At 28.1% G+C, this 19,356-nt stretch carries 19 protein-coding genes; 17 read left to right on the forward strand and 2 right to left on the reverse strand.

From position 1 onward, the window contains the following. The first annotated feature begins 2 nt into the window (after positions 1-2). The 13 genes from lepA (at position 3) to AC1XWJ_RS00345 (ending at position 11,606) form a co-directional block, all read left to right on the forward strand. Positions 3-1,820, forward strand: a complete 1,818-nt coding sequence (gene lepA, locus AC1XWJ_RS00285; protein ID WP_483333767.1) for a translation elongation factor 4 — start codon at positions 3-5, stop codon at positions 1,818-1,820. Continuing rightward, a complete protein-coding gene (gene hemW, locus AC1XWJ_RS00290) occupies positions 1,813-2,955 on the forward strand; it encodes a radical SAM family heme chaperone HemW (RefSeq protein WP_483333768.1) in 1,143 nt (380 codons plus the stop codon). Before lepA ends, hemW begins: the two co-directional genes overlap by 8 nt. A gap of 166 nt (positions 2,956-3,121) precedes the next feature. Continuing rightward, the gene (locus tag AC1XWJ_RS00295) at positions 3,122-3,859 is read left to right on the forward strand and encodes a MerR family transcriptional regulator (RefSeq protein WP_483333770.1); all 738 of its coding nucleotides are present in this window, start codon (positions 3,122-3,124) and stop codon (positions 3,857-3,859) included. A gap of 269 nt (positions 3,860-4,128) precedes the next feature. Continuing rightward, positions 4,129-6,213, forward strand: coding sequence for a polyribonucleotide nucleotidyltransferase (gene pnp, locus AC1XWJ_RS00300; protein WP_483333772.1), 2,085 nt, complete (start codon positions 4,129-4,131; stop codon positions 6,211-6,213). 9 nt (positions 6,214-6,222) lie between these two features. After that, positions 6,223-6,495, forward strand: coding sequence for a DUF2129 domain-containing protein (locus AC1XWJ_RS00305; RefSeq protein WP_483333773.1), 273 nt, complete (start codon positions 6,223-6,225; stop codon positions 6,493-6,495). 6 nt (positions 6,496-6,501) lie between these two features. Beyond that, positions 6,502-7,056, forward strand: a complete 555-nt coding sequence (rsmD, locus tag AC1XWJ_RS00310; RefSeq protein ID WP_483333774.1) for a 16S rRNA (guanine(966)-N(2))-methyltransferase RsmD — start codon at positions 6,502-6,504, stop codon at positions 7,054-7,056. A gap of 2 nt (positions 7,057-7,058) precedes the next feature. Then, a complete protein-coding gene (coaD, locus tag AC1XWJ_RS00315) occupies positions 7,059-7,556 on the forward strand; it encodes a pantetheine-phosphate adenylyltransferase (RefSeq protein WP_483333775.1) in 498 nt (165 codons plus the stop codon). 2 nt (positions 7,557-7,558) lie between these two features. Further along, positions 7,559-8,650 (forward strand): undecaprenyldiphospho-muramoylpentapeptide beta-N-acetylglucosaminyltransferase, encoded by a 1,092-nt coding sequence (locus AC1XWJ_RS00320; RefSeq protein WP_483333777.1) that lies wholly within the window; start codon positions 7,559-7,561, stop codon positions 8,648-8,650. Further along, on the forward strand, positions 8,637-9,257 hold the full coding sequence (locus AC1XWJ_RS00325) for a phosphatase PAP2 family protein (RefSeq protein WP_483333778.1): 621 nt from the start codon (positions 8,637-8,639) through the stop codon (positions 9,255-9,257). The genes AC1XWJ_RS00320 and AC1XWJ_RS00325 overlap by 14 nt, the downstream gene beginning before the upstream one ends. Then, positions 9,247-9,498 carry a DUF997 family protein gene (locus AC1XWJ_RS00330; protein WP_483333779.1) on the forward strand — a complete coding sequence of 84 codons (252 nt, stop codon included), beginning with the start codon at positions 9,247-9,249 and terminating at the stop codon, positions 9,496-9,498. Before AC1XWJ_RS00325 ends, AC1XWJ_RS00330 begins: the two co-directional genes overlap by 11 nt. Then, the gene (panF, locus tag AC1XWJ_RS00335; protein ID WP_483333780.1) at positions 9,491-10,975 is read left to right on the forward strand and encodes a sodium/pantothenate symporter; all 1,485 of its coding nucleotides are present in this window, start codon (positions 9,491-9,493) and stop codon (positions 10,973-10,975) included. Before AC1XWJ_RS00330 ends, panF begins: the two co-directional genes overlap by 8 nt. Next, positions 10,972-11,145 (forward strand): DUF6501 family protein, encoded by a 174-nt coding sequence (locus AC1XWJ_RS00340; protein WP_483333781.1) that lies wholly within the window; start codon positions 10,972-10,974, stop codon positions 11,143-11,145. Before panF ends, AC1XWJ_RS00340 begins: the two co-directional genes overlap by 4 nt. A gap of 2 nt (positions 11,146-11,147) precedes the next feature. Further along, on the forward strand, positions 11,148-11,606 hold the full coding sequence (locus tag AC1XWJ_RS00345) for a LysM peptidoglycan-binding domain-containing protein (RefSeq protein ID WP_483333783.1): 459 nt from the start codon (positions 11,148-11,150) through the stop codon (positions 11,604-11,606). A gap of 55 nt (positions 11,607-11,661) precedes the next feature. On the opposite strand, the gene AC1XWJ_RS00350 is transcribed toward AC1XWJ_RS00345, so the two are convergent. Both AC1XWJ_RS00350 and AC1XWJ_RS00355 read right to left on the reverse strand, forming a co-directional pair. Continuing rightward, entirely contained in the window at positions 11,662-12,447 is a 786-nt protein-coding gene (locus AC1XWJ_RS00350; RefSeq protein WP_483333784.1) for an aldo/keto reductase, read from the reverse strand. A gap of 9 nt (positions 12,448-12,456) precedes the next feature. Beyond that, positions 12,457-13,275 (reverse strand): phosphotransferase, encoded by an 819-nt coding sequence (locus tag AC1XWJ_RS00355; RefSeq protein ID WP_483333785.1) that lies wholly within the window; start codon positions 13,273-13,275, stop codon positions 12,457-12,459. Positions 13,276-13,530: 255 nt separating this feature from the next. On the opposite strand from AC1XWJ_RS00355, the gene yaaA reads away from it, so the two are divergent. Genes yaaA through gyrA form a run of 4 tightly spaced genes read left to right on the forward strand, consistent with a single transcriptional unit; the run spans position 13,531 to position 19,270 of the window. Further along, positions 13,531-13,746, forward strand: a complete 216-nt coding sequence (gene yaaA, locus AC1XWJ_RS00360) for a S4 domain-containing protein YaaA (RefSeq protein WP_483333787.1) — start codon at positions 13,531-13,533, stop codon at positions 13,744-13,746. Then, a complete protein-coding gene (gene recF / locus AC1XWJ_RS00365) occupies positions 13,736-14,890 on the forward strand; it encodes a DNA replication/repair protein RecF (protein ID WP_483333789.1) in 1,155 nt (384 codons plus the stop codon). Before yaaA ends, recF begins: the two co-directional genes overlap by 11 nt. Before the next feature lies 1 nt (position 14,891). Then, positions 14,892-16,808: a DNA topoisomerase (ATP-hydrolyzing) subunit B gene (gyrB, locus tag AC1XWJ_RS00370; RefSeq protein ID WP_483334265.1), complete on the forward strand. Its 1,917-nt coding sequence runs from the start codon at positions 14,892-14,894 to the stop codon at positions 16,806-16,808. Between the two features lie 14 nt (positions 16,809-16,822). Beyond that, a complete protein-coding gene (gyrA, locus tag AC1XWJ_RS00375) occupies positions 16,823-19,270 on the forward strand; it encodes a DNA gyrase subunit A (RefSeq protein WP_483333790.1) in 2,448 nt (815 codons plus the stop codon). Positions 19,271-19,356: the final 86 nt, after the last annotated feature.

The following is a 19,356-nucleotide window of genomic DNA, read 5'->3' on the forward strand; positions in this document are numbered from 1 at the left end:
AAATGAATAAAAGAAATGATAGGCAAAAGAAAATAAGAAATTTTTCTATTATTGCACATATAGATCATGGAAAGTCAACTTTAGCTGATAGAATTTTGGAAAAGACTAAAGCTATAGAATCTCGTGAAATGAAAGCACAGTTACTTGACTCCATGGATATAGAAAGAGAACGAGGAATAACTATAAAATTAAATGCTGTTCAATTAAAATATACAGCTAAAGATGGCGAAGAGTATATTTTCCACTTAATAGATACGCCAGGGCACGTAGATTTTACTTATGAAGTTTCTAGATCGTTGGCAGCTTGCGAAGGTGCTATATTAGTAGTAGATGCTGCTCAGGGAATTGAAGCCCAAACGTTGGCTAATGTTTATTTAGCACTTGATAATAATTTAGAAATAATACCTATTATTAACAAAATAGATTTGCCTGCTGCAGATCCAGAAAAAGTAAAAACAGAGATAGAAGATGTTATAGGTCTACCTACAGATGATATAGTTCTAGCATCTGCAAAAGCAGGAATAGGTATAGAAGAAATTTTAGAGCAAATAGTAGAATATATACCAGCACCTGATGGAGATTCTGAAGAACCTTTGCAGGCTTTAATATTTGATTCTGTTTATGATCCTTATAGAGGAGTAATAGTTTCTGTTCGTATAAAAAATGGGTCAGTAAAACCAGGGGATAAAATAAAGATGATGGCGACCGGTGGCATCTTTGATGTTACAGAAGTAGGAATACATACACCTAAAGAAAAACAAGTTGATGAGCTTACGGTAGGAGATGTTGGCTTTATTTGTGCTTCTATTAAAAATGTTAGTGAGACTAGAGTAGGAGATACTATAACAAATTATCATAATCCAGCTACGGAAGCATTACCGGGATATAGAAAATTAAATCCTATGGTATATTGTGGTCTTTATCCTATAGATTCAGCTAAGTATAACGATTTAAGAGAAGCTCTAGAGAAATTAGAATTGAACGATTCAGCTTTACAATATGAAGCAGAAACTTCTCAAGCACTTGGTTTTGGATTTAGATGTGGTTTCTTGGGAATGTTACATATGGAGATTATTCAAGAGCGAATAGAACGAGAATTTAATATTGATATTATTGCAACTGCACCATCAGTAGTTTACAAAGTTGAACAGACTGACGGAACTGAAATAGAAGTATCCAATCCATCAGAAATGCCAGATCCACAAAAAATTAATTCTATAAGAGAACCTTATGTAAAAGCGAGTATAATGGTACCTAATGATTATGTAGGTTCTGTAATGGAATTGTGTCAAAAGAAACGTGGAATATTTTTGAATATGGATTATATAGATTCTACACGTGTAAATATAACTTATAATATTCCATTGTCTGAAATAGTATTTGATTTCTTCGATCAACTAAAGTCAAACACAAAAGGATATGCTTCATTTGATTATGAAATGACGGGTTATGAACCAAGTAATTTAGTGAAAATGGATATTTTATTAAATGGTGAGCAGGTCGATGCTTTAAGTTTTATTGTTCATAGAGAGTTTGCATATCAACGTGGTAAAGTGATTGTAGAGAAATTAAAAAAATTAATACCTAGACAACAATTTGAAATACCAGTTCAAGCGGCAATAGGTAATAAAATAATATCTAGAGAAACTATAAAAGCTATGCGTAAAAATGTTTTAGCGAAATGTTATGGTGGAGATATTAGTAGAAAGCGTAAGTTATTAGAGAAACAGAAAAAAGGAAAAGAACGTATGAAAGCAGTAGGGAGTGTAGAAGTACCTCAAGATGCATTTATGGCTGTTCTAAAAATGGATGATGAATAAAATAAATAGTAAAAAGGGAATATATATACATATTCCCTTTTGTAAATATATATGTAGTTATTGTGATTTTAATAAATTCTATATTCAACATCAACCTGTTGATGATTATATAGATAGTTTAATTATCGAATTAAAACAAATACGTGATGATAGTATAGAAACTGTTTATATAGGTGGTGGAACTCCGAGTGCTTTAAATGATGAACAATTAATAAAGTTGTTATCATCTATTAATGAAACAGTAGATGTGTCTAATTTAAAAGAATTTTCTTTTGAAGCTAATCCAGAGGATTTAACTTTGAGAAGAGTTACTATTTTGAAAAATTATGGTATAAATAGAGTTAGTATGGGAGTTCAAACGTTAAATAATAAGATATTAAAAATTATAGGACGAGGACATAGGGCGATTGATGTTGAAAATGCTATTTATAATTTAAAGAGTATAGGTATTGATAATATTAATATTGATTTGATGTTTGCTTTACCAGAGCAAACTATTTCAGATTTGCAAATTAGTATGGAAAAAATAGTTTCGTATGGAATTACTCATGTTTCTTGTTATTCATTAATTTTAGAGCAGAGAACTAAACTGTATAATCAAGTTAAGAGTAAACATATAATTTTACCGACTAATGAAGTTGAGGAGCAAATGTATGATTTAACGATAAATTATTTAAAAGATAATGGATTTAATCAGTATGAAATAAGTAATTTCAGCAAAAAAGGGTATGAAAGCATACATAATAGCAATTATTGGAGAAATTATGAATATTATGGTATAGGTGCTGGAGCTCACGGATATATTGATGGTGTAAGGTATTCTAATCAAGCTCCTGTAAAATTCTATATCAAGAGTATTTTAGAAAAAGGTCATGCTCGCAGAATTGAGAACAAAGTTACGATAAAAGAAAAAATAGAAGAACAATTTTTTTTAGGTTTAAGATTACTAAATGGAATAGATTTAGATGTAGTAGATAATAAGTATAATATTAAAACTAGAGAACTTTATAAAGATAGTATTGAGAAAAATATCAATGCTGGATATTTAAAATTAAAAAATAATATATTAAGTTTGACAAGAAAAGGTTTATTTTACGGTAATGATGTTTTTGCAGATTTTTTAATAATTGATTAATTATTATATTCAGTAAATAATGAACTATTGTCATTAATAAAGCTAATAGTATGAGATTTATTGATGATAGTAGTTTGTTTTTTATTTTCGAAAAAATTTTTTTTAAAAAATAGTTGACTATAACGTAACGTCATAGAATATACTTAATATTGTTAGGAGGTATCGTATGTATTTAATAAAGAAAGCAAGCGAACTTAGTGGCTTATCGGTGCGCACTTTAAGACACTATGAAAGTATAGGGCTATTAATACCAAAAAAGAAAGATAATGGTTATAGATACTATACAGAAAAAGACATGTCTAAATTGCAGATAATACTATTTTATAAGTATTTAGGATTTTCTTTAGAAGAAATAAAAAATTTATTAATTGAAGATTCTGATAAAATTTTGTCTAAACTAAAACAACAATTAATATTAATGAATAAAGAGAAAGATAGACTCCTAACGTTAATAAATACATTAGAAAAAACTATTATTTCTGAAGAAAGGAGGATAAATATGACAATTGAAGAAAAATTTAATGGGTTCACATATCAGGATAATCAAAAATACAAACAAGAGGCAATAGATAAGTACGGCAAAGAAGTTATTGAACAAGCTATTTCGAAACAAAAAGGAAAAGAGCAAGAAGTCGTAGATGAATTTAATAAAATTTTTTTTGCTTTTTCAAAAAATATGTCGAATGGAATAAGTGCTACATCTAAAGAAAACGTAGATTTAGCAGAGCAACTTCATAAGTGTATTTGTACATATGCTTTTGATTGTAAAATAGATGTATTTTCAAGTATTGGTTATGGATATGTTCAAAATGAAGAATTTAAAAATAATTTAGATAAATTTGGAAATGGAACAGCACAATATGTATGTGACGCTATTCAGCAATATGTTACATTAAATAAATAATGTTAAAGATCTATATTTTATAGTAAATAGGATTGATGATAAAATCATTAATCCTATTTTTAATTTATTTTATATTGAGTATAGATGATAAAAATATTTATGAATAATTATAAGCAATCAAAAAATTATAGAAAAATAATTTATTAAAATTTAGTAATAATTATAATTTTATATTATTAAAAGGTTATATTTCATTGTATTTTAAGTTCTTACATAGTATAATATAGTAGTGATTTTGTATTGAAAAAATAAGAATGAAAGGTGCAGATATGTTTCAAGAAAAAAAAGTATATAAAACAACGTTAGCTGATAAAGATTTAATAGTTGAAATAGGAGAGGTTGCTCGTCAAGCTAATGCAGCTGTATTAGTGAGATATGGAGATACAGTAGTATTGACTACAGCCGTTGCTTCAAAAGAAGCTAAAGATGTAGATTTCTTTCCATTAACTGTAAATTATGAAGAAAAAATGTATGCTGTTGGAAAAATTCCTGGTGGTTTTTTACGTCGTGAAGGGAGAGCAGGAACTGAAGCTACTTTAGCAGCACGCCTTATAGATCGTCCAATACGTCCATTATTTGAAGATGGATTTAGAAATGAAGTTCAGGTTATTTCTACAGTTTTATCTGTAGAGTATGATTGTGATCCAGTTATGGCGGCTATGCTAGGAAGTTCTCTTGCTTTATCAGTATCAAATATTCCTTTTAAAGGACCAATAGCAGGAGTTACTGTAGGGTATGTAGATGGTAAATATATAATTAACCCTGATGTAGAAACTTTAGAAAAATCTTTAATAGATTTAAAAGTTGCAGGAACTGTAGATGCTATAAATATGGTAGAAGCAGGTTCTAAAGAAGTATCTGAAAAAGTTATGTTGGATGCAATAATGTTTGGCCATGAAGAAATAAAAAGATTGATATCATTCCAACAAGATATTGTATCAGAAATAGGTCAAGAAAAAATGGAAGTTGTATTAAAACTTTTAGATGAAGATGTATATAAAGAAGTTTATGAAAAATCTATTACTGATATGAAAAATGCAATTTCTATAAAAGATAAACAAAGTCGAGATGATGCTATAAATAAAGTAAAAGAAGAAGTACTGGCTTCTTATGAACAACTAGAAATAGAAGATTTAGAATCATTACTTAAAGAAGTAAAAGGATCATTAGATAAAATTGTTAAAGATGAAGTTAGAAGAGAAATAACAGAAGATAAAGTTCGTCCAGATGGTAGAGCTTTAACAGAGATACGTCCACTATCTTCCCGAATAGATATATTACCGAGAACACACGGATCAGCATTGTTTACTAGAGGACAAACACAGTCTTTAGGAGTTGTTACATTGGGGAATATTTCTGACGAACAAATAATAGATGATTTAACTTTAGAAGAAAATAAACGCTTTATGCTTCATTACAATTTTCCAGCGTATTCTGTTGGAGAAGTCGGATTTATGCGCGCTCCAGGACGTCGTGAAATAGGTCATGGTGCATTAGGAGAAAGAGCTTTAGAGCAAGTAATACCTTCCCAAGAAGAATTTCCTTATACAATTCGAGTAGTTTCTGAAATACTGGAATCTAATGGATCAAGTTCACAAGCTACTATTTGTTCTGGATCTATGGCTCTTATGGCAGCAGGTGTACCAATAAAAGCTCAAGTGGCTGGTATAGCTATGGGATTAATAAAAAAAGATGAAAATTATACTATACTAACAGATATTCAAGGTATGGAAGATCATCTTGGAGATATGGATTTTAAAGTTGCTGGAACAGAAAAAGGTATTACGGCATTACAAATGGATATAAAAATTGATGGACTTAGTGAACAGATACTTAAAGAATCTTTAGAGCAAGCTAGAATAGGACGTTTAGAAATACTTAATCATATGAATAGTATTATTGATAAGCCTAGAGAAGAAGTTTCTGAATATGCACCGAAAATAAAAATAATTAAAATTAAACCAGAGAAAATTAAAGATGTTATTGGTTCTGGAGGAAAAGTTATTAATGAAATTATTGAACAAACAGGTGTTAAGATTGATATTGAACAAAATGGAGATGTATTTATAGCTTCTACAAGCATATCAGACATAAATAAAGCTATAGAAATTATTGAAAATATTACGCGAGAAGCAGAAATAGGAGAAGTTTACTTAGCAACAGTAAAAAGAATAGAGAAATTTGGAGCTTTTGTTGAATTATTTGCAGGAACAGATGCATTAGTTCATATCTCAAAACTTTCAAAAGAACGAGTAGCAAAAGTAGAAGATGTTGTTAATATAGGTGATACTGTTCAAGTAAAAGTAATAAATATTGATGATAAAGGTAGAGTGGATGCTGCAATTGTATTGTAGAGGATAATTATGGAATTGTTTGAAAAAAAAAGACAAGGAATATATGTTTATTTTAAACATGTAAGAGATATACAGAAATTAGAAAAATACGGGAATGTAATATCTTTTTCAAAAAAAAATAGATATATTTGTTTATATGTTGATGAAAGTAAAGCTGATAATATAATATTAGAACTAGAATCAAAAAAATATGTAAAAAAAATAATAAAATCAGAATTGACTGAATTGTCATTTGATTTCGCTAAATTGGATAAATCACTTGAAGTATCTAAGGAGTATTAATTTATAATGAGAGTAATATCAGGAAGGTATAGATCAATTAAATTAAATAGTCTAGAAGGAATGGGAACTAGGCCAACAACCGATAAAGTAAAAGAAAGTTTATTCAATATGCTTTATTGTCATGATACAAAAGTTTTAGACTTATTTGGCGGTAGTGGAGGATTAGGTATAGAAGCTCTTAGTAGAGGGGCTTCTAATGTGATTTTTATAGATGGCAGCATAGACGCAGTGAAAGTTATTAATAGTAACTTAGAAAAATGCAAAATTCCTAAAGAAAACTACGCTGTTTATAGAAATGATTATTTGCGAGCTTTAAAAATATTATCAAAAAAGGGCGAAAAATTTGATATTGTTTTTTTAGATCCCCCTTACAACAAAAAAATAATAGACAATGCATTAGAAAATTTATTAAAGTATAATTTATTAGAAAATAATTCTACTATTGTATGTGAATCTAGTAGTGATGAAACGATAAATTTTGTTGATGAAAGACTTGAAATAGAAAAAGAAAAAAAGTATGGTAGCATAAAGATTACTATTTATAATTATAGGGAGAAATAATATTGAAAAAGAAAATAGCTATAATTCCAGGAAGTTTTGACCCAATAACTAATGGTCATATGGATATAATAGAAAGAAGTAGCAAAATTTTTGATGAAATAATTGTTGCTATTCTTGTTAATCCAGATAAAAAATATTTATTTACACTTGAAGAAAGAATTGATATGATAGAAGATTCTTTAAAAGAATTATCAGAACGAAGTAATATAAGAGTTGATACTTTTTCTGGTTTGTTAGTAAACTATGCTAAAAAAGTTAATTCTAATATTATAGTTAGAGGTCTTAGGGCAGTATCTGATTTTGAATATGAAATGCAACTTACATCTATGAATAAAGTTTTAGATGATAGTATAGAAACGTTTTATATGATGACAAATACAAAATATTCTTTTATAAGTTCAAGTATTGTAAAGGGAGTTTCTGGTTTTGGAGCTGATCTTACAAAATTGGTTCCTACGGCAGTATCAGAAAAATTAGAAAAAAAATTGAAAGAGGAATAACCGTGAAAAAAGTATTATTCACAGGGGGAGGAACTGCAGGTCATGTATCAGTTAATATAGCGTTAATCCCCGAATTTGCTAAAAATGGATATAAAATATCTTATATAGGTAGCAAGCAAGGAATAGAAAAAGAGATGGTAAATAAAATAGATAATATAAAATATTATCCTATAAGTTCTGGAAAATTACGTAGATATTTTGATTTTAAAAATTTCACTGATCCTTTTAGAGTTATTAAAGGGATATTTGATTCTATCAAAATAATTAGAAAAGAACGACCAAATTTTGTTTTTTCTAAAGGAGGCTTTGTTAGCGTACCTGTATGTATTGCAGCAAAATTATTAAAAGTACCTACAATATTACACGAATCAGATTTAAGTCCAGGACTGGCAAATAAAATAAATATAAAATTTTGTAATCATATTTTTACAACTTTTGAAGAAACTTTAAATTATTTACCACACGATAAATCTAGCTTAATTGGAGCAATAGTTCGTGATGATATTTATTCTGGTAATAAACAAAAAGGGTATGAGCTTTGTCAATTTAATAATAACAAGCCTGTTATTTTGATTATGGGCGGTTCTTTAGGATCCAAAATAATAAACGAGTTTATCTGGAACAATTTAGAAGAATTACTAAAAGAATTTCAAATTGTTCATATAGTCGGAAAAGGATTTTATAATAATGATATAGAAAAAAACGGATACAAACAATTTGAATTTGTTAATAAAGAATTGTTTGATATTTTTTCGATAACTGACTTTACAATATCTCGTGCGGGAGCAAATTCAATTTATGAATTTTTGGCATTAAACATCCCTTCAATATTAATTCCTTTAGGAACAAATCAAAGTAGAGGTGATCAGCTAGAAAATGCACAATTTTTCTTGCGAAAAGGATTTTCTAAGGTAGTAAACGAAGAAGATTTATATGGATTTGATAGTGCACAAATATTAGCTTTCTACAATAATCTCCAACATTATAAAGATAATATAATTAATTATAAGCAAGAGAAAAACATAATAAATAATGTTGAAACTTTTTATAAAAAAATAGTTCATTTAGTGGAGGATAGTTTTGAAAAATATTAAAATAACAACATACTTAAAAATATTAGCTTTTTTTATGCTTTTACTAATAGCAGTAGTATATCCCAATAATTTATTTGATTATATTTTATCTGATATAGCAACTTCTGTCTTTGGTGGTGTGTTTTTTAGTAGTATAGGCAAATTTATTTCTTATTTATTACATGATAAAATATTACTTTTACTTATGGGATTACTGGGTTTATTTTTATTTTTTACAAAATACTATAAGAAATCAATATTTATTCTGTCTACTGCATTTTTTGGTTCAATATTAGCGTTATTTTTCAAAAATATTATCCAAAGACCAAGACCATTAGAAATGTATGATGGTTTTAGTTTCCCGAGTGGTCATGCTACAGTAGCAACATTATTTTTCTTATCATTGATATTTATAGTTAACAATAAAAAGGTAGATGTTATAAAAAAAATCGCACCTATAGCTATAATTTTGATTTGTATAGCAAGGGTAATAGTTGGAGCACATTATGTAACAGATGTTGTTGCAGGTGTTCTGTTAGGAAGTTTAGTGGTAGATTTGGTAAAAGTATTTTATATTAATATATATACTATATTTTCTAATATTACGGGGCTTGAAGATGAAAAATAAAGATTATATTTATGCTATATTTTTAGTAACCATACATTTTGTACTGTGGTATTATTTTGCTTATATAAAATATAAAAATGTTGCTGTAGAAGACTATAAATATATTTTAGGAATGCCAGAATGGTTTTTCTACAGTTCGGTAGTTGTAAGTATTTTTGTTATTGTGTTGCTAATAATTATTTGTAATATAATATTTAACAAAGATATAGAAAAAGAAAGACGATTTAACGAAAATGAATAATATAGAAAATTATAAAATTGTAATTTTATTTTCTTTGATATTTTTAACTATAATTTTAATGCCTTTATTAATTAGTAAATTTAATTCATCAAAAAATTTTAAAGGTAGTTTTTTTGAACGATATTATTTAGCTGATAGAAAAGTAAGTGGAGTTATACTAGCTATAACATTGATGTCTACTTATGGTTCGGCTTCTACCTTTTTATCAGGACCAGGAATTGCGTATAAATTAGGATTAGGATGGGTATTGTTAGCTGTTATTCAAGTAACAGCAGGATATTTCGTACTATTAGTTTTAGCTAGAAAGTTTCAATCAATTGCGAAGAAAATAAATGCTATTACAATAACTGATTATTTACGTCATCGTTATAAATCAAAATTTTTGGCTAATGTATCTGCAACAGCTATGATTGCATTTTTGTTAGCAGCTATGTCAGCACAATGGATAGGTGGAGCAAAACTTTTATCTGCCTTATTAAACATAGATTACAAAAAAGGTATATTAATTATTTCATTAATAATTTTATTCTGTGTTGTATTCGGTGGATTAAGAAATATACTAATAACGGACATGATACAAGGTATGATTATGATTTTTGCAACAGTTGTTTTGTTTTTAGCTATAATTAATTATGGTGGAGGAATAAACTCTATAATGCAAAATTTATACAGCCAAAATCCAAATTTATTAACTCCGTACGGAGCGGATAAAAGTTTAACGAGTATATATGTATCTTCATTTTGGGTGTTAGTAGGTGTAGGTTTAGTAGGAATACCTCAAATTGCCATAAATTCAATGTTGTACAAAAATAATCGTAGCTTAAAACAATCAATTATTATAGGAACTATAGTTATATTTATAGTTATGTTTGGAGTTCATTTTATAGGAGTTATTTCAAGAGGAGTATTCCCTAATATAACAGATTATGATTCAGTAATACCTATAGTAGCTTTAAAAATCTTACCTTGGTATTTAGTTGCCATAGTTCTTTCGGCTCCAATGGCAGCAATAATAACAACTGTCAATGCACAATTTTTGTTAGTTTCTTCTACTTTAGTAAAGGATGTGTTGCTAAATATTAGTTTGATAAAAAATAGAATTACGGACAAAAAAATACCGATGCTAGTTTATATAGTTAATTTAATAATTATATTATTAGCGATAATGATTAGTATTACTCCGCCATCACTGATAGTCGAAATTAATTTATTTGCTTTTGGAGGTTTAGAAGCGACATTTTTATGGCCAATAATTTTGGGACTATACTGGAAAAAGGCAGAGAAGTACGGAGCTTTTGCTTCCACTGCGATAGGTTTAATAAGCTATATAATTTTTAAAAGATTTTACAAAATAACTTTTGTAGAGCCTGTTGTAATTTCATTAATTTTATCACTTATAGTATTTTTAATTATTTCAAATATATGTTACAATAAATTGAAAGATAAGAATTTTTATTTTGAAGGAGAAAGACTATGAAACAAGTAAAAGTAATAAACGTCAATGCTAAGAAGTTTACTGTAAACAATGTACTTACAGTAGGAAAAGTGTATGAAGTAGTTAACGAAACAGATGAATATATTTTTATAAAGGATAATAGTGGAAAAATAGGAGGCTTTTATAAAGAATATTTTGAGGTTGTAGAATAAATATGAATAAGAAAGTAAGAAATAGTTTAATAGCGATAGTTCTTATATTAATAACACCAGTGTTATTATATTTATTAACATTTTTGGGACAAAATATTAGTAACAAAGTAACTACTACAACTAGTAATAGTCAAAATGTTGCGCAAGTTCCACAAGAAGAAAAGAAAGATCAACAAATGCCTAGTGCATCTTCACCTTCTTCAAGCAATGATTCAACACAAGGTCAAAATCAATCACAAAACAATACTAATAGTACAACTGAGCAAACACAGAGTAATTTATCAATAACTGTTGGATCTAGCTATGTTGTAAAATCAGGTGATACTTTATTTGAAATATCAGCTAGAGCGTATGGAGATACAAATGCTCAAGCGGGAGTTGATGCAATAAAGCAAGAAAATAACTTAAACAATGATAATTTAACAGTAGGTCAATCTTTAAAAATTCCTAGATTAACTTAATAAAACTAGTCTAAATTTTTTAGACTAGTTTTATTTTTATATATTAATCTTTTAGTTATTTTTCATATGGGAATAGTTCGGGGTTATGTCCAAGTCTTAAACCACTATCTAAACTATTTAATTTTATCATATCATCACTTTCTAACTTAATTTTAGAGCTTTGTATATTTTCTAAAATATGTTTAGGGGTAGAAGATTTCGGAATTGGATGATAACCTCTAGTTACATGCCAACTTAATAAAATTTGAGTAGTAGTTGCATTGTGTTTTTTTGCTATTTCTGTAATAATTTCATCATCGTTATATTTTCCACGGGCAGTAGGCGACCAAGATTGCAACAAAATATTTTCTTTTTCAAGATATCTATGCAGTTCGTTTTGAGCAAATTTTGGATGTGCCTCTATTTGATTTAGAAAAGGTTTGATATTTGCTTTATTTTTTAATTGTTCTAGGTGTCTTATTTCAAAATTAGCAACACCGATTTCTTTTACTACTTTTTCTTCTTTCAGTTCTTCTAATGCTTTATAACCATCTAAATACTTGTCTGGATGAGGCCAATGTACTAATAAAATATCTATTTTTCCATTAAGTTTTTCGTAGCTAGCTTCAAATGAGCGCATTGCATCGTCATATGATAAGTCAGTTGGCCAAATTTTTGTAGTTACCAAAAAATCATTTCTGTTTAAATCTTTTATAGCTTTTCCGATAATATGTTCATTATTATAGTATGATGCAGTATCTATAAGTTTATAGCCATTTTCTAATGCGAAATGTATAGCTTTTACTGTTTGTTCTTCATCTACTAGTTTGTAAGTTCCAAATCCAATTTTTCCTAAGTCCATATAATTCTCCTAATATTTAATTTGTCTTGGATATTTTAAATTATTTAGTTTTTCTTCAAATATGGTTTTATATACTTCTTCTCCTCTTTTTTCATAGAGAAGCAATGCCCAAGTGTACCAAAGAAGGTCTGCAAATTTTAAGAATGTATCTAATTTTTCGAAGTTGCACTGCTCATCATTAAAATAGTTTTTTAAAAATGTAACTGTTTCTTGATAATTTAAATTGTTTTCTGATATAAAACTAGCTATATCAAAATAATAATCATTAAGTCCGCAATATTCAAAATCAATTAAGTAAATATTATTTTTTACAAATAAAAAGTTTCCCTCTACTAAATCATTGTGACATAAACGGTCAGGGCTATAAACTTTTTCGAAGTCATCTAATAAGTATATGTACTTGCTTATATCGTTATTGTCATTTTCTAATTGTTCAAAATATTGTTTGAATTTAGTTAGCGGATTAAATTCATTTTCTACAATATATTTTTTATTATGAAAATCTTTTAAAATACGTGCTATTTCAACTATTGTTGAAAGATTCTTGTTAGATATAAATGTTTTTGCATTTGCTTGGAAAGGAGTTATTAGCAAGCTTTGGCTATAATAAACAGGTTTTAGGAAATAAGGCTCTTCTTGTAGTATATTTAATGCTTCTGATTCATTGTTTTTCTTAGATAATAATAAGTTATCCTTTGGAACTCTACAAAAATATTTTTTTGTTTTTGTAGATACGATATAGTTGTTGTTTGTAATTCCGTAACTAGTTTTTTTAATATCTATAACTTCTTCGTTTAAAATTTTTTCTATTTTATGTTTAATATTCATAAGATCACCACCTACTTAAATTATATAACAGTAGTGTAAAAATGTAAATTAAGGCGATATGTTTTGTCGTAAAAATATAAATTTATAATATTATTCATAAAATAAAATATTAATTTAATTTTATCTACACAAATTCTTGATATATGGATATTAGCTGTATAATTACTGTTTCAAAATTGTAAAATATAGTTTAGTATGGTATAATTAATAGGTTAAGATGCGTTTTGCATCTAGTTTTAATTTTATGGAGGTTGTATGAAAAAAATTTTTATTGATAGTGAATTTATAACTTTGACACAATTTCTAAAAATTGAAGGTTTCATAGGTTCTGGAGGAGAAGCTAAACATTTTCTAATAGATAATAATGTTGTTTTAAATGATGAAGAAGAAAATAGACGTGGTAAGAAATTATATAACAACGATGTAGTAGAACTATTTGACGAGAAATATTTAATTGTAAATGAAAATTAAAAATTTGAATTTATTATATTTTAGAAATTACGATTTTATAAATATCAATTTACACCCGTCATTGAATGTTTTGGTAGGGGATAATGCTAACGGAAAAACAAATATTATTGAATCGATTTTTTTACTTGCTCTAGGAAAGAGTTTTAGAACTAAAAAAGATACAGAATGTATTAAGTTTGGTGAAGAAGCTACATGTGTATCATGTATTCTTCAAGATAATTATACTGAAAAAGATATTATGTTGGCAATTAATCAAAAAGGAAAAAATGCTAAAGTTTCTGGAATAAAAAGATCAAAATTAACTGATTTTGTAGGAGAGTTAAATATTGTTTTATTTTCTCCAGAAGATTTACAATTAGTGAAAGGTTCCCCATCACTAAGAAGAGATTTTATTGATAGAGAATTTTATCAATTTTCTAAAATATATCATAAATATTCTTTGACCTATAAACATTTATTAAAACAACGTAATACTTTTCTCAAAGAAATGCGAAAAAATCGTAATGATGAAGTATCAAAAATGTATTTAGAAACATTAACTTTACAGTTAGCCAAGTTGGCAATTTATATAACTAAAGAAAGGGTAAGTTTCGTAAAAAAAATTAATAGTTTTGCTTACGATACTATGTTGAAAATTTCGGATAATAAAGAAAAATTAAAAATAATATACAAATCATCAGTAATGGAATCATTGAAAGTTAATAATATTGAAGATGATAAATTTAATGAAGAATCGTTAAGAAAAATTATGATGAGAAGAATGCATGATGATATAAATAATGGAAGTACAAAGATAGGGGTACACCACGACGATTTATTATTTTTACTTAATGATATGGATGCGAAGCAATTTGCTTCCCAAGGACAACAAAGAAGTATAGTTTTATCATTAAGATTAGCAGAAATTTATTTTTTAAAAGAAAAAACAGGAGAATATCCAATTTTGCTTTTAGATGATGTTTTAAGTGAATTGGATAAAAATAGACAAGAAAAAATGTTATCTATAATAAATAATGAGGTGCAAACATTTATTACGACACCATCAGTTAATGAGATAACAAAAGACTTACTAGATAATGCTATAGTTTTCCATATAAAGAATGGAACTATTGATGACGATAGTGATAATATTGAAAGGATTTAAAATGGTAGAGAAGAAAATTAATCAAGAATATAATGCTGATCAAATACAAGTTTTAGAAGGACTTGAAGCTGTTCGAATAAGACCTGGTATGTATATAGGATCAACTTCAAGTAGAGGATTACACCATTTGGTATGGGAGATTGTAGATAATTCTATAGACGAAGCATTAGCAGGTTATTGTGATAATATTATAGTGACTATAGAAAAAGATAATTGGATAAGAGTAGAGGATAACGGTCGAGGAATACCAGTTGATGTACAGGAGCAAACAGGTAAACCTGCTTTAGAAGTTATACTTACGGTATTACATGCTGGAGGAAAGTTTGGTGGCGGAGGCTACAAGGTATCTGGTGGATTACACGGAGTTGGAGCTAGTGTAGTTAATGCATTGTCTACTAATTTAGAAGCAGAAGTTCATAGAGATGGTAATATTTATGCTATGTCTTTTGAAAAAGGTGAAGTAGTACAAGCATTAGAGATAGTGGGTTCAACTAATAAAACAGGGACTATTATTAGATTTAAAGCTGATCCTACAATATTCCAAGAAACTACTATTTACGAATATGATATACTGAGAACACGTATAAGAGAATTAGCATTCTTAAATAAAGGTATTACAATAACTTTACGTGATGAACGCCTAGAAGATATAAAAGAAGAAGTATTCTTTTACGAAGGTGGTATTTTAGAATATGTGGCTATGTTAAATGAAAACAAAGATCCTATTCACGAAGCTATCTATATACATTCTGAAATGGATGGAAAAGAAGTAGAAATATCAATGCAATATAATTCGGGATATTCTAATAATATATTAAGTTATGCAAATAACATAAATACTCATGAAGGAGGTACTCACGAATCAGGATTTAAGACAGCATTAACTAGGATTATAAATAGTTATGGTAAAAAAAATAATATTATAAAAGAAAAAGAAACTTTAACAGGTGATGACGTTCGTGAGGGATTGGTTGCAATAATCTCTATAAAACATCCTAATCCACAGTTTGAAGGACAAACTAAGACAAAATTAGGAAATTCAGAAATGAGTACAATAACTAACAAATTGTTCTCAGAAGAATTTGATAGATTCTTATTAGAAAATCCTAAAGTCGCAAAAACGATAATAGAAAAAGCTATCCAAGCATCAAGAGCCAGAATAGCTGCTAAAAAAGCACGTGAATCTACTAGAAGAAAAAATGCTTTAGAATTTACTAATTTACCAGGAAAATTAGCGGATTGTTCTAGTAAAGATGCAAGTAAGTGTGAACTATTTTTAGTCGAAGGGGACTCTGCTGGTGGTAGTGCTAAACTAGGACGAGATAGTAATTTTCAAGCTATATTACCGCTTAGAGGTAAAATATTAAATGTTGAGAAAGTAAGAATTGATAGAGTATTGGCAAGTGATGAAATTCGTTCTCTAATAACAGCTGCTGGTATGGGAATTGGAGAAGGAATGAACGTAGATAAATTACGCTATCATAAAATAGTAATTATGACCGATGCTGACGTTGATGGAAGTCATATAAGAACATTATTACTCACATTCTTCTTTAGATACATGAAGGAGTTAATAGAAGCGGGACATATTTATATAGCTAGACCACCTTTATATGGCTTGAAAGTAGGAAAAAAAGTTTATTATTCATTTACTGAAGAAGAATTAAAAAATGATATAGAAAACTATGCTAAAGATAAAAAATATAGCGTTCAGAGATATAAAGGTCTTGGAGAAATGAATGCAGAAGAGTTATGGGAAACTACTATGGATCCAGAAACTAGACGTATGTATAAAGTAAGTATAGATGATGCCATTATTGCTGATGCAGCATTTGATACTTTAATGGGAGAAAAAGTAGAACCTAGACGTAAATTTATTGAAGAAAATGCATTAAATGTTGTTAATTTAGATATATAATGAAAGGAAAATAAATGGAAGAGAAAAATATTACACTACGCAATATAACTACCGAAATCGAAAATTCATTTCTAGATTATTCAATGAGTGTTATAGTTTCGCGTGCATTGCCTGATGTGCGTGATGGATTAAAACCTGTTCATAGACGTATACTGTATGCTTTTAATGAATTAGGTCTTACATATGACAAATCATTTAGAAAAAGTGCAACTGTAGTCGGAGAAGTAATGGGGAAATATCATCCACATGGAGATTCAGCTACTTATGGAACAATAGTTAGGCTAGCACAGGATTTTAATAGTAGATATCCTATGGTTGCAGGACAAGGTAACTTTGGTTCTATAGATGGAGACAGTGCTGCAGCTATGCGTTATACAGAAGCTAAACTTAGTAGAATAGCTTCTGAAATGGTGAGAGATATTAATAAAGATACTGTTGACTATCAAGATAACTATGATGGTAGCCTAAAAGAACCTAAAGTACTACCAGCAAGAATACCTAATTTATTAGTAAATGGAGGTAGTGGTATTGCAGTAGGTATGGCAACTAATATACCACCACATAATTTAGGTGAAGTTATAGACGGAGTTATATCTTTAGCAGATAATCCAGAAATATCTATTAATGAACTTATGACTAAAATAAAAGGTCCTGATTTTCCGACAGGTGCGCTTATCCTAGGAAAAAGTGGTATCGTAAAAGCTTATAATACAGGACGTGGATCTATAATTATGCGAGGTAAAACTTCTATTGAGAAGATGAAAAACGGTAAAGAGCGCATACTTATAACAGAAATTCCTTATCAAGTTAATAAAGCAAAATTAGTGGAAAAAATAGCAGATTTAGCACGTGAGAAAAAAATTGAAGGAATTACAGATTTACGTGATGAAAGTAACCTAAAAGAAGGAATAAAAATCGTTATCGAATTAAGACGTGATGCTAATAGCAATGTAATTTTGAATAATCTATTCAAGCTAACTCCTTTGCAAAGTTCTTTCGGAGTTAATATGGTAGCTCTAGTAAATGGACGCCCTAAAACGTTAAATTTAAAAGAAACTTTATATTATTACTTAGAACATCAAAAAGAAGTAATAGTAAGAAGAACTAAATTTGACTTAAAAAAAGCTAAAGATAGAGCTCATATTTTAGAAGGTCTAAGAATAGCACTAGATAACATAGATAGAATAATAGAGCTTATTCGTTCTTCACAAACTACTGATGAAGCAAGAATTGGTCTTATGCAGGGATTCAATTTAACAGAAATCCAAGCTCAAGCAATATTAGATATGAGATTGCAGCGACTTACAGGTTTGGAAAGAGGTAAGATTGAAGAAGAATATAATAAGCTTATAGAGCTTATAAAAGATTTAGAAGATATTTTATCAAAAGAAGATCGAGTAATTCAAATAATTAAAGATGAACTTCTAGAAATTAAAAATAAATATAATGATGAACGCCGTAGTGTTATAGTAGAAGGACAAATAGACGAAATAGAAAACGAAGATCTTATAGAAAAAGAACAGATAGTAATAACATTATCTTATAATCAATATATTAAACGTCTTGCAGCTAGTACTTATAAATCACAAGGACGTGGTGGTCGTGGAATAAATGGTATGACTACAAATGATGAGGATAATATTGAATATATGCTTACTTGTTCTACACATGATCATATTTTATTCTTTACAGACAAAGGAAAAGTGTACACGTTAAAAGGTTATGAAATTAATCAGATGAGTAGACAAGCTAAAGGAATACCGATAATAAATCTTCTGGAAATTGATAAAGAAGAAAAAGTAAACTCAATTATAGCAATTTCAGATTTGAATGAAGAAGATACAAGTTTAGTATTTGTTACAAAATATGGAGTCATCAAAAAATCTAATCTTGCAGACTATGCTAGTATAATGAAAAAAGGAAAAATAGCTTTAAAACTTGATGATAATGATACATTAATTGAAGTTCAAAAAATAACTAAAAATAATGATATAATGATTGTTACTGCTGTAGGTCAAGCTATTCGAATTAATGAAGAAAAAGTTCGTCAAATGGGTAGAGTTAGTAGAGGGGTTAAAGGTATCACTCTAGGTGTAGATGACTATGTTATAGGAATGCAGGTTATTAATAAAGATAAAAAAATTCTTACTGTAACAGAAAATGGTATAGGAAAAATCTCTAAAGAAAATGAGTTTAAAGTTACTAATAGGGGTGGAAAAGGTATCCGAGTAGCTAAAATAACGAAAAAAACAGGTAAAATAGTTGCTGTAAAAACTATAAGTGGAAATGAAGACTTAATGGTTATGACTGATCAAGGAATAATAATAAGAATAGATATATCTATGATTAATACACTAGGAAGAACTGCAACAGGAGTTAAATTAATTAATTTAGTTGATTCTCAAAAAGTAGCTACTGTAACATTAGCAGAAAAAGAAGAAATAATAGAAAACGAAAACTAGCATATAAATAATTATAGTGATGATATATCGAAAGAAAACTTAAATTAAATTATAAATAATACTTTCTTTCATATTCATCACTATTA

This window comes from Gemelliphila sp. 1F1 (genome assembly GCF_056897515.1).

Excerpts from the sequence above, each read along its gene's own strand:
- lepA (WP_483333767.1), top strand. The coding sequence starts at position 3 with ATGAATAAAAGAAATGATAGGCAAAAGAAAATAAGAAATTTTTCTATT.
- hemW (WP_483333768.1), top strand. The coding sequence starts at position 1,813 with ATGAATAAAATAAATAGTAAAAAGGGAATATATATACATATTCCCTTT.
- AC1XWJ_RS00295 (WP_483333770.1), top strand. The coding sequence starts at position 3,122 with ATGTATTTAATAAAGAAAGCAAGCGAACTTAGTGGCTTATCGGTGCGC.
- pnp (WP_483333772.1), top strand. The coding sequence starts at position 4,129 with ATGTTTCAAGAAAAAAAAGTATATAAAACAACGTTAGCTGATAAAGAT.
- AC1XWJ_RS00305 (WP_483333773.1), top strand. The coding sequence starts at position 6,223 with ATGGAATTGTTTGAAAAAAAAAGACAAGGAATATATGTTTATTTTAAA.
- rsmD (WP_483333774.1), top strand. The coding sequence starts at position 6,502 with ATGAGAGTAATATCAGGAAGGTATAGATCAATTAAATTAAATAGTCTA.
- AC1XWJ_RS00330 (WP_483333779.1), top strand. The coding sequence starts at position 9,247 with ATGAAAAATAAAGATTATATTTATGCTATATTTTTAGTAACCATACAT.
- panF (WP_483333780.1), top strand. The coding sequence starts at position 9,491 with ATGAATAATATAGAAAATTATAAAATTGTAATTTTATTTTCTTTGATA.
- AC1XWJ_RS00340 (WP_483333781.1), top strand. The coding sequence starts at position 10,972 with ATGAAACAAGTAAAAGTAATAAACGTCAATGCTAAGAAGTTTACTGTA.
- AC1XWJ_RS00345 (WP_483333783.1), top strand. The coding sequence starts at position 11,148 with ATGAATAAGAAAGTAAGAAATAGTTTAATAGCGATAGTTCTTATATTA.
- AC1XWJ_RS00350 (WP_483333784.1), bottom strand. The coding sequence starts at position 12,447 with ATGGACTTAGGAAAAATTGGATTTGGAACTTACAAACTAGTAGATGAA.
- AC1XWJ_RS00355 (WP_483333785.1), bottom strand. The coding sequence starts at position 13,275 with ATGAATATTAAACATAAAATAGAAAAAATTTTAAACGAAGAAGTTATA.
- yaaA (WP_483333787.1), top strand. The coding sequence starts at position 13,531 with ATGAAAAAAATTTTTATTGATAGTGAATTTATAACTTTGACACAATTT.
- recF (WP_483333789.1), top strand. The coding sequence starts at position 13,736 with ATGAAAATTAAAAATTTGAATTTATTATATTTTAGAAATTACGATTTT.
- gyrB (WP_483334265.1), top strand. The coding sequence starts at position 14,892 with ATGGTAGAGAAGAAAATTAATCAAGAATATAATGCTGATCAAATACAA.
- gyrA (WP_483333790.1), top strand. The coding sequence starts at position 16,823 with ATGGAAGAGAAAAATATTACACTACGCAATATAACTACCGAAATCGAA.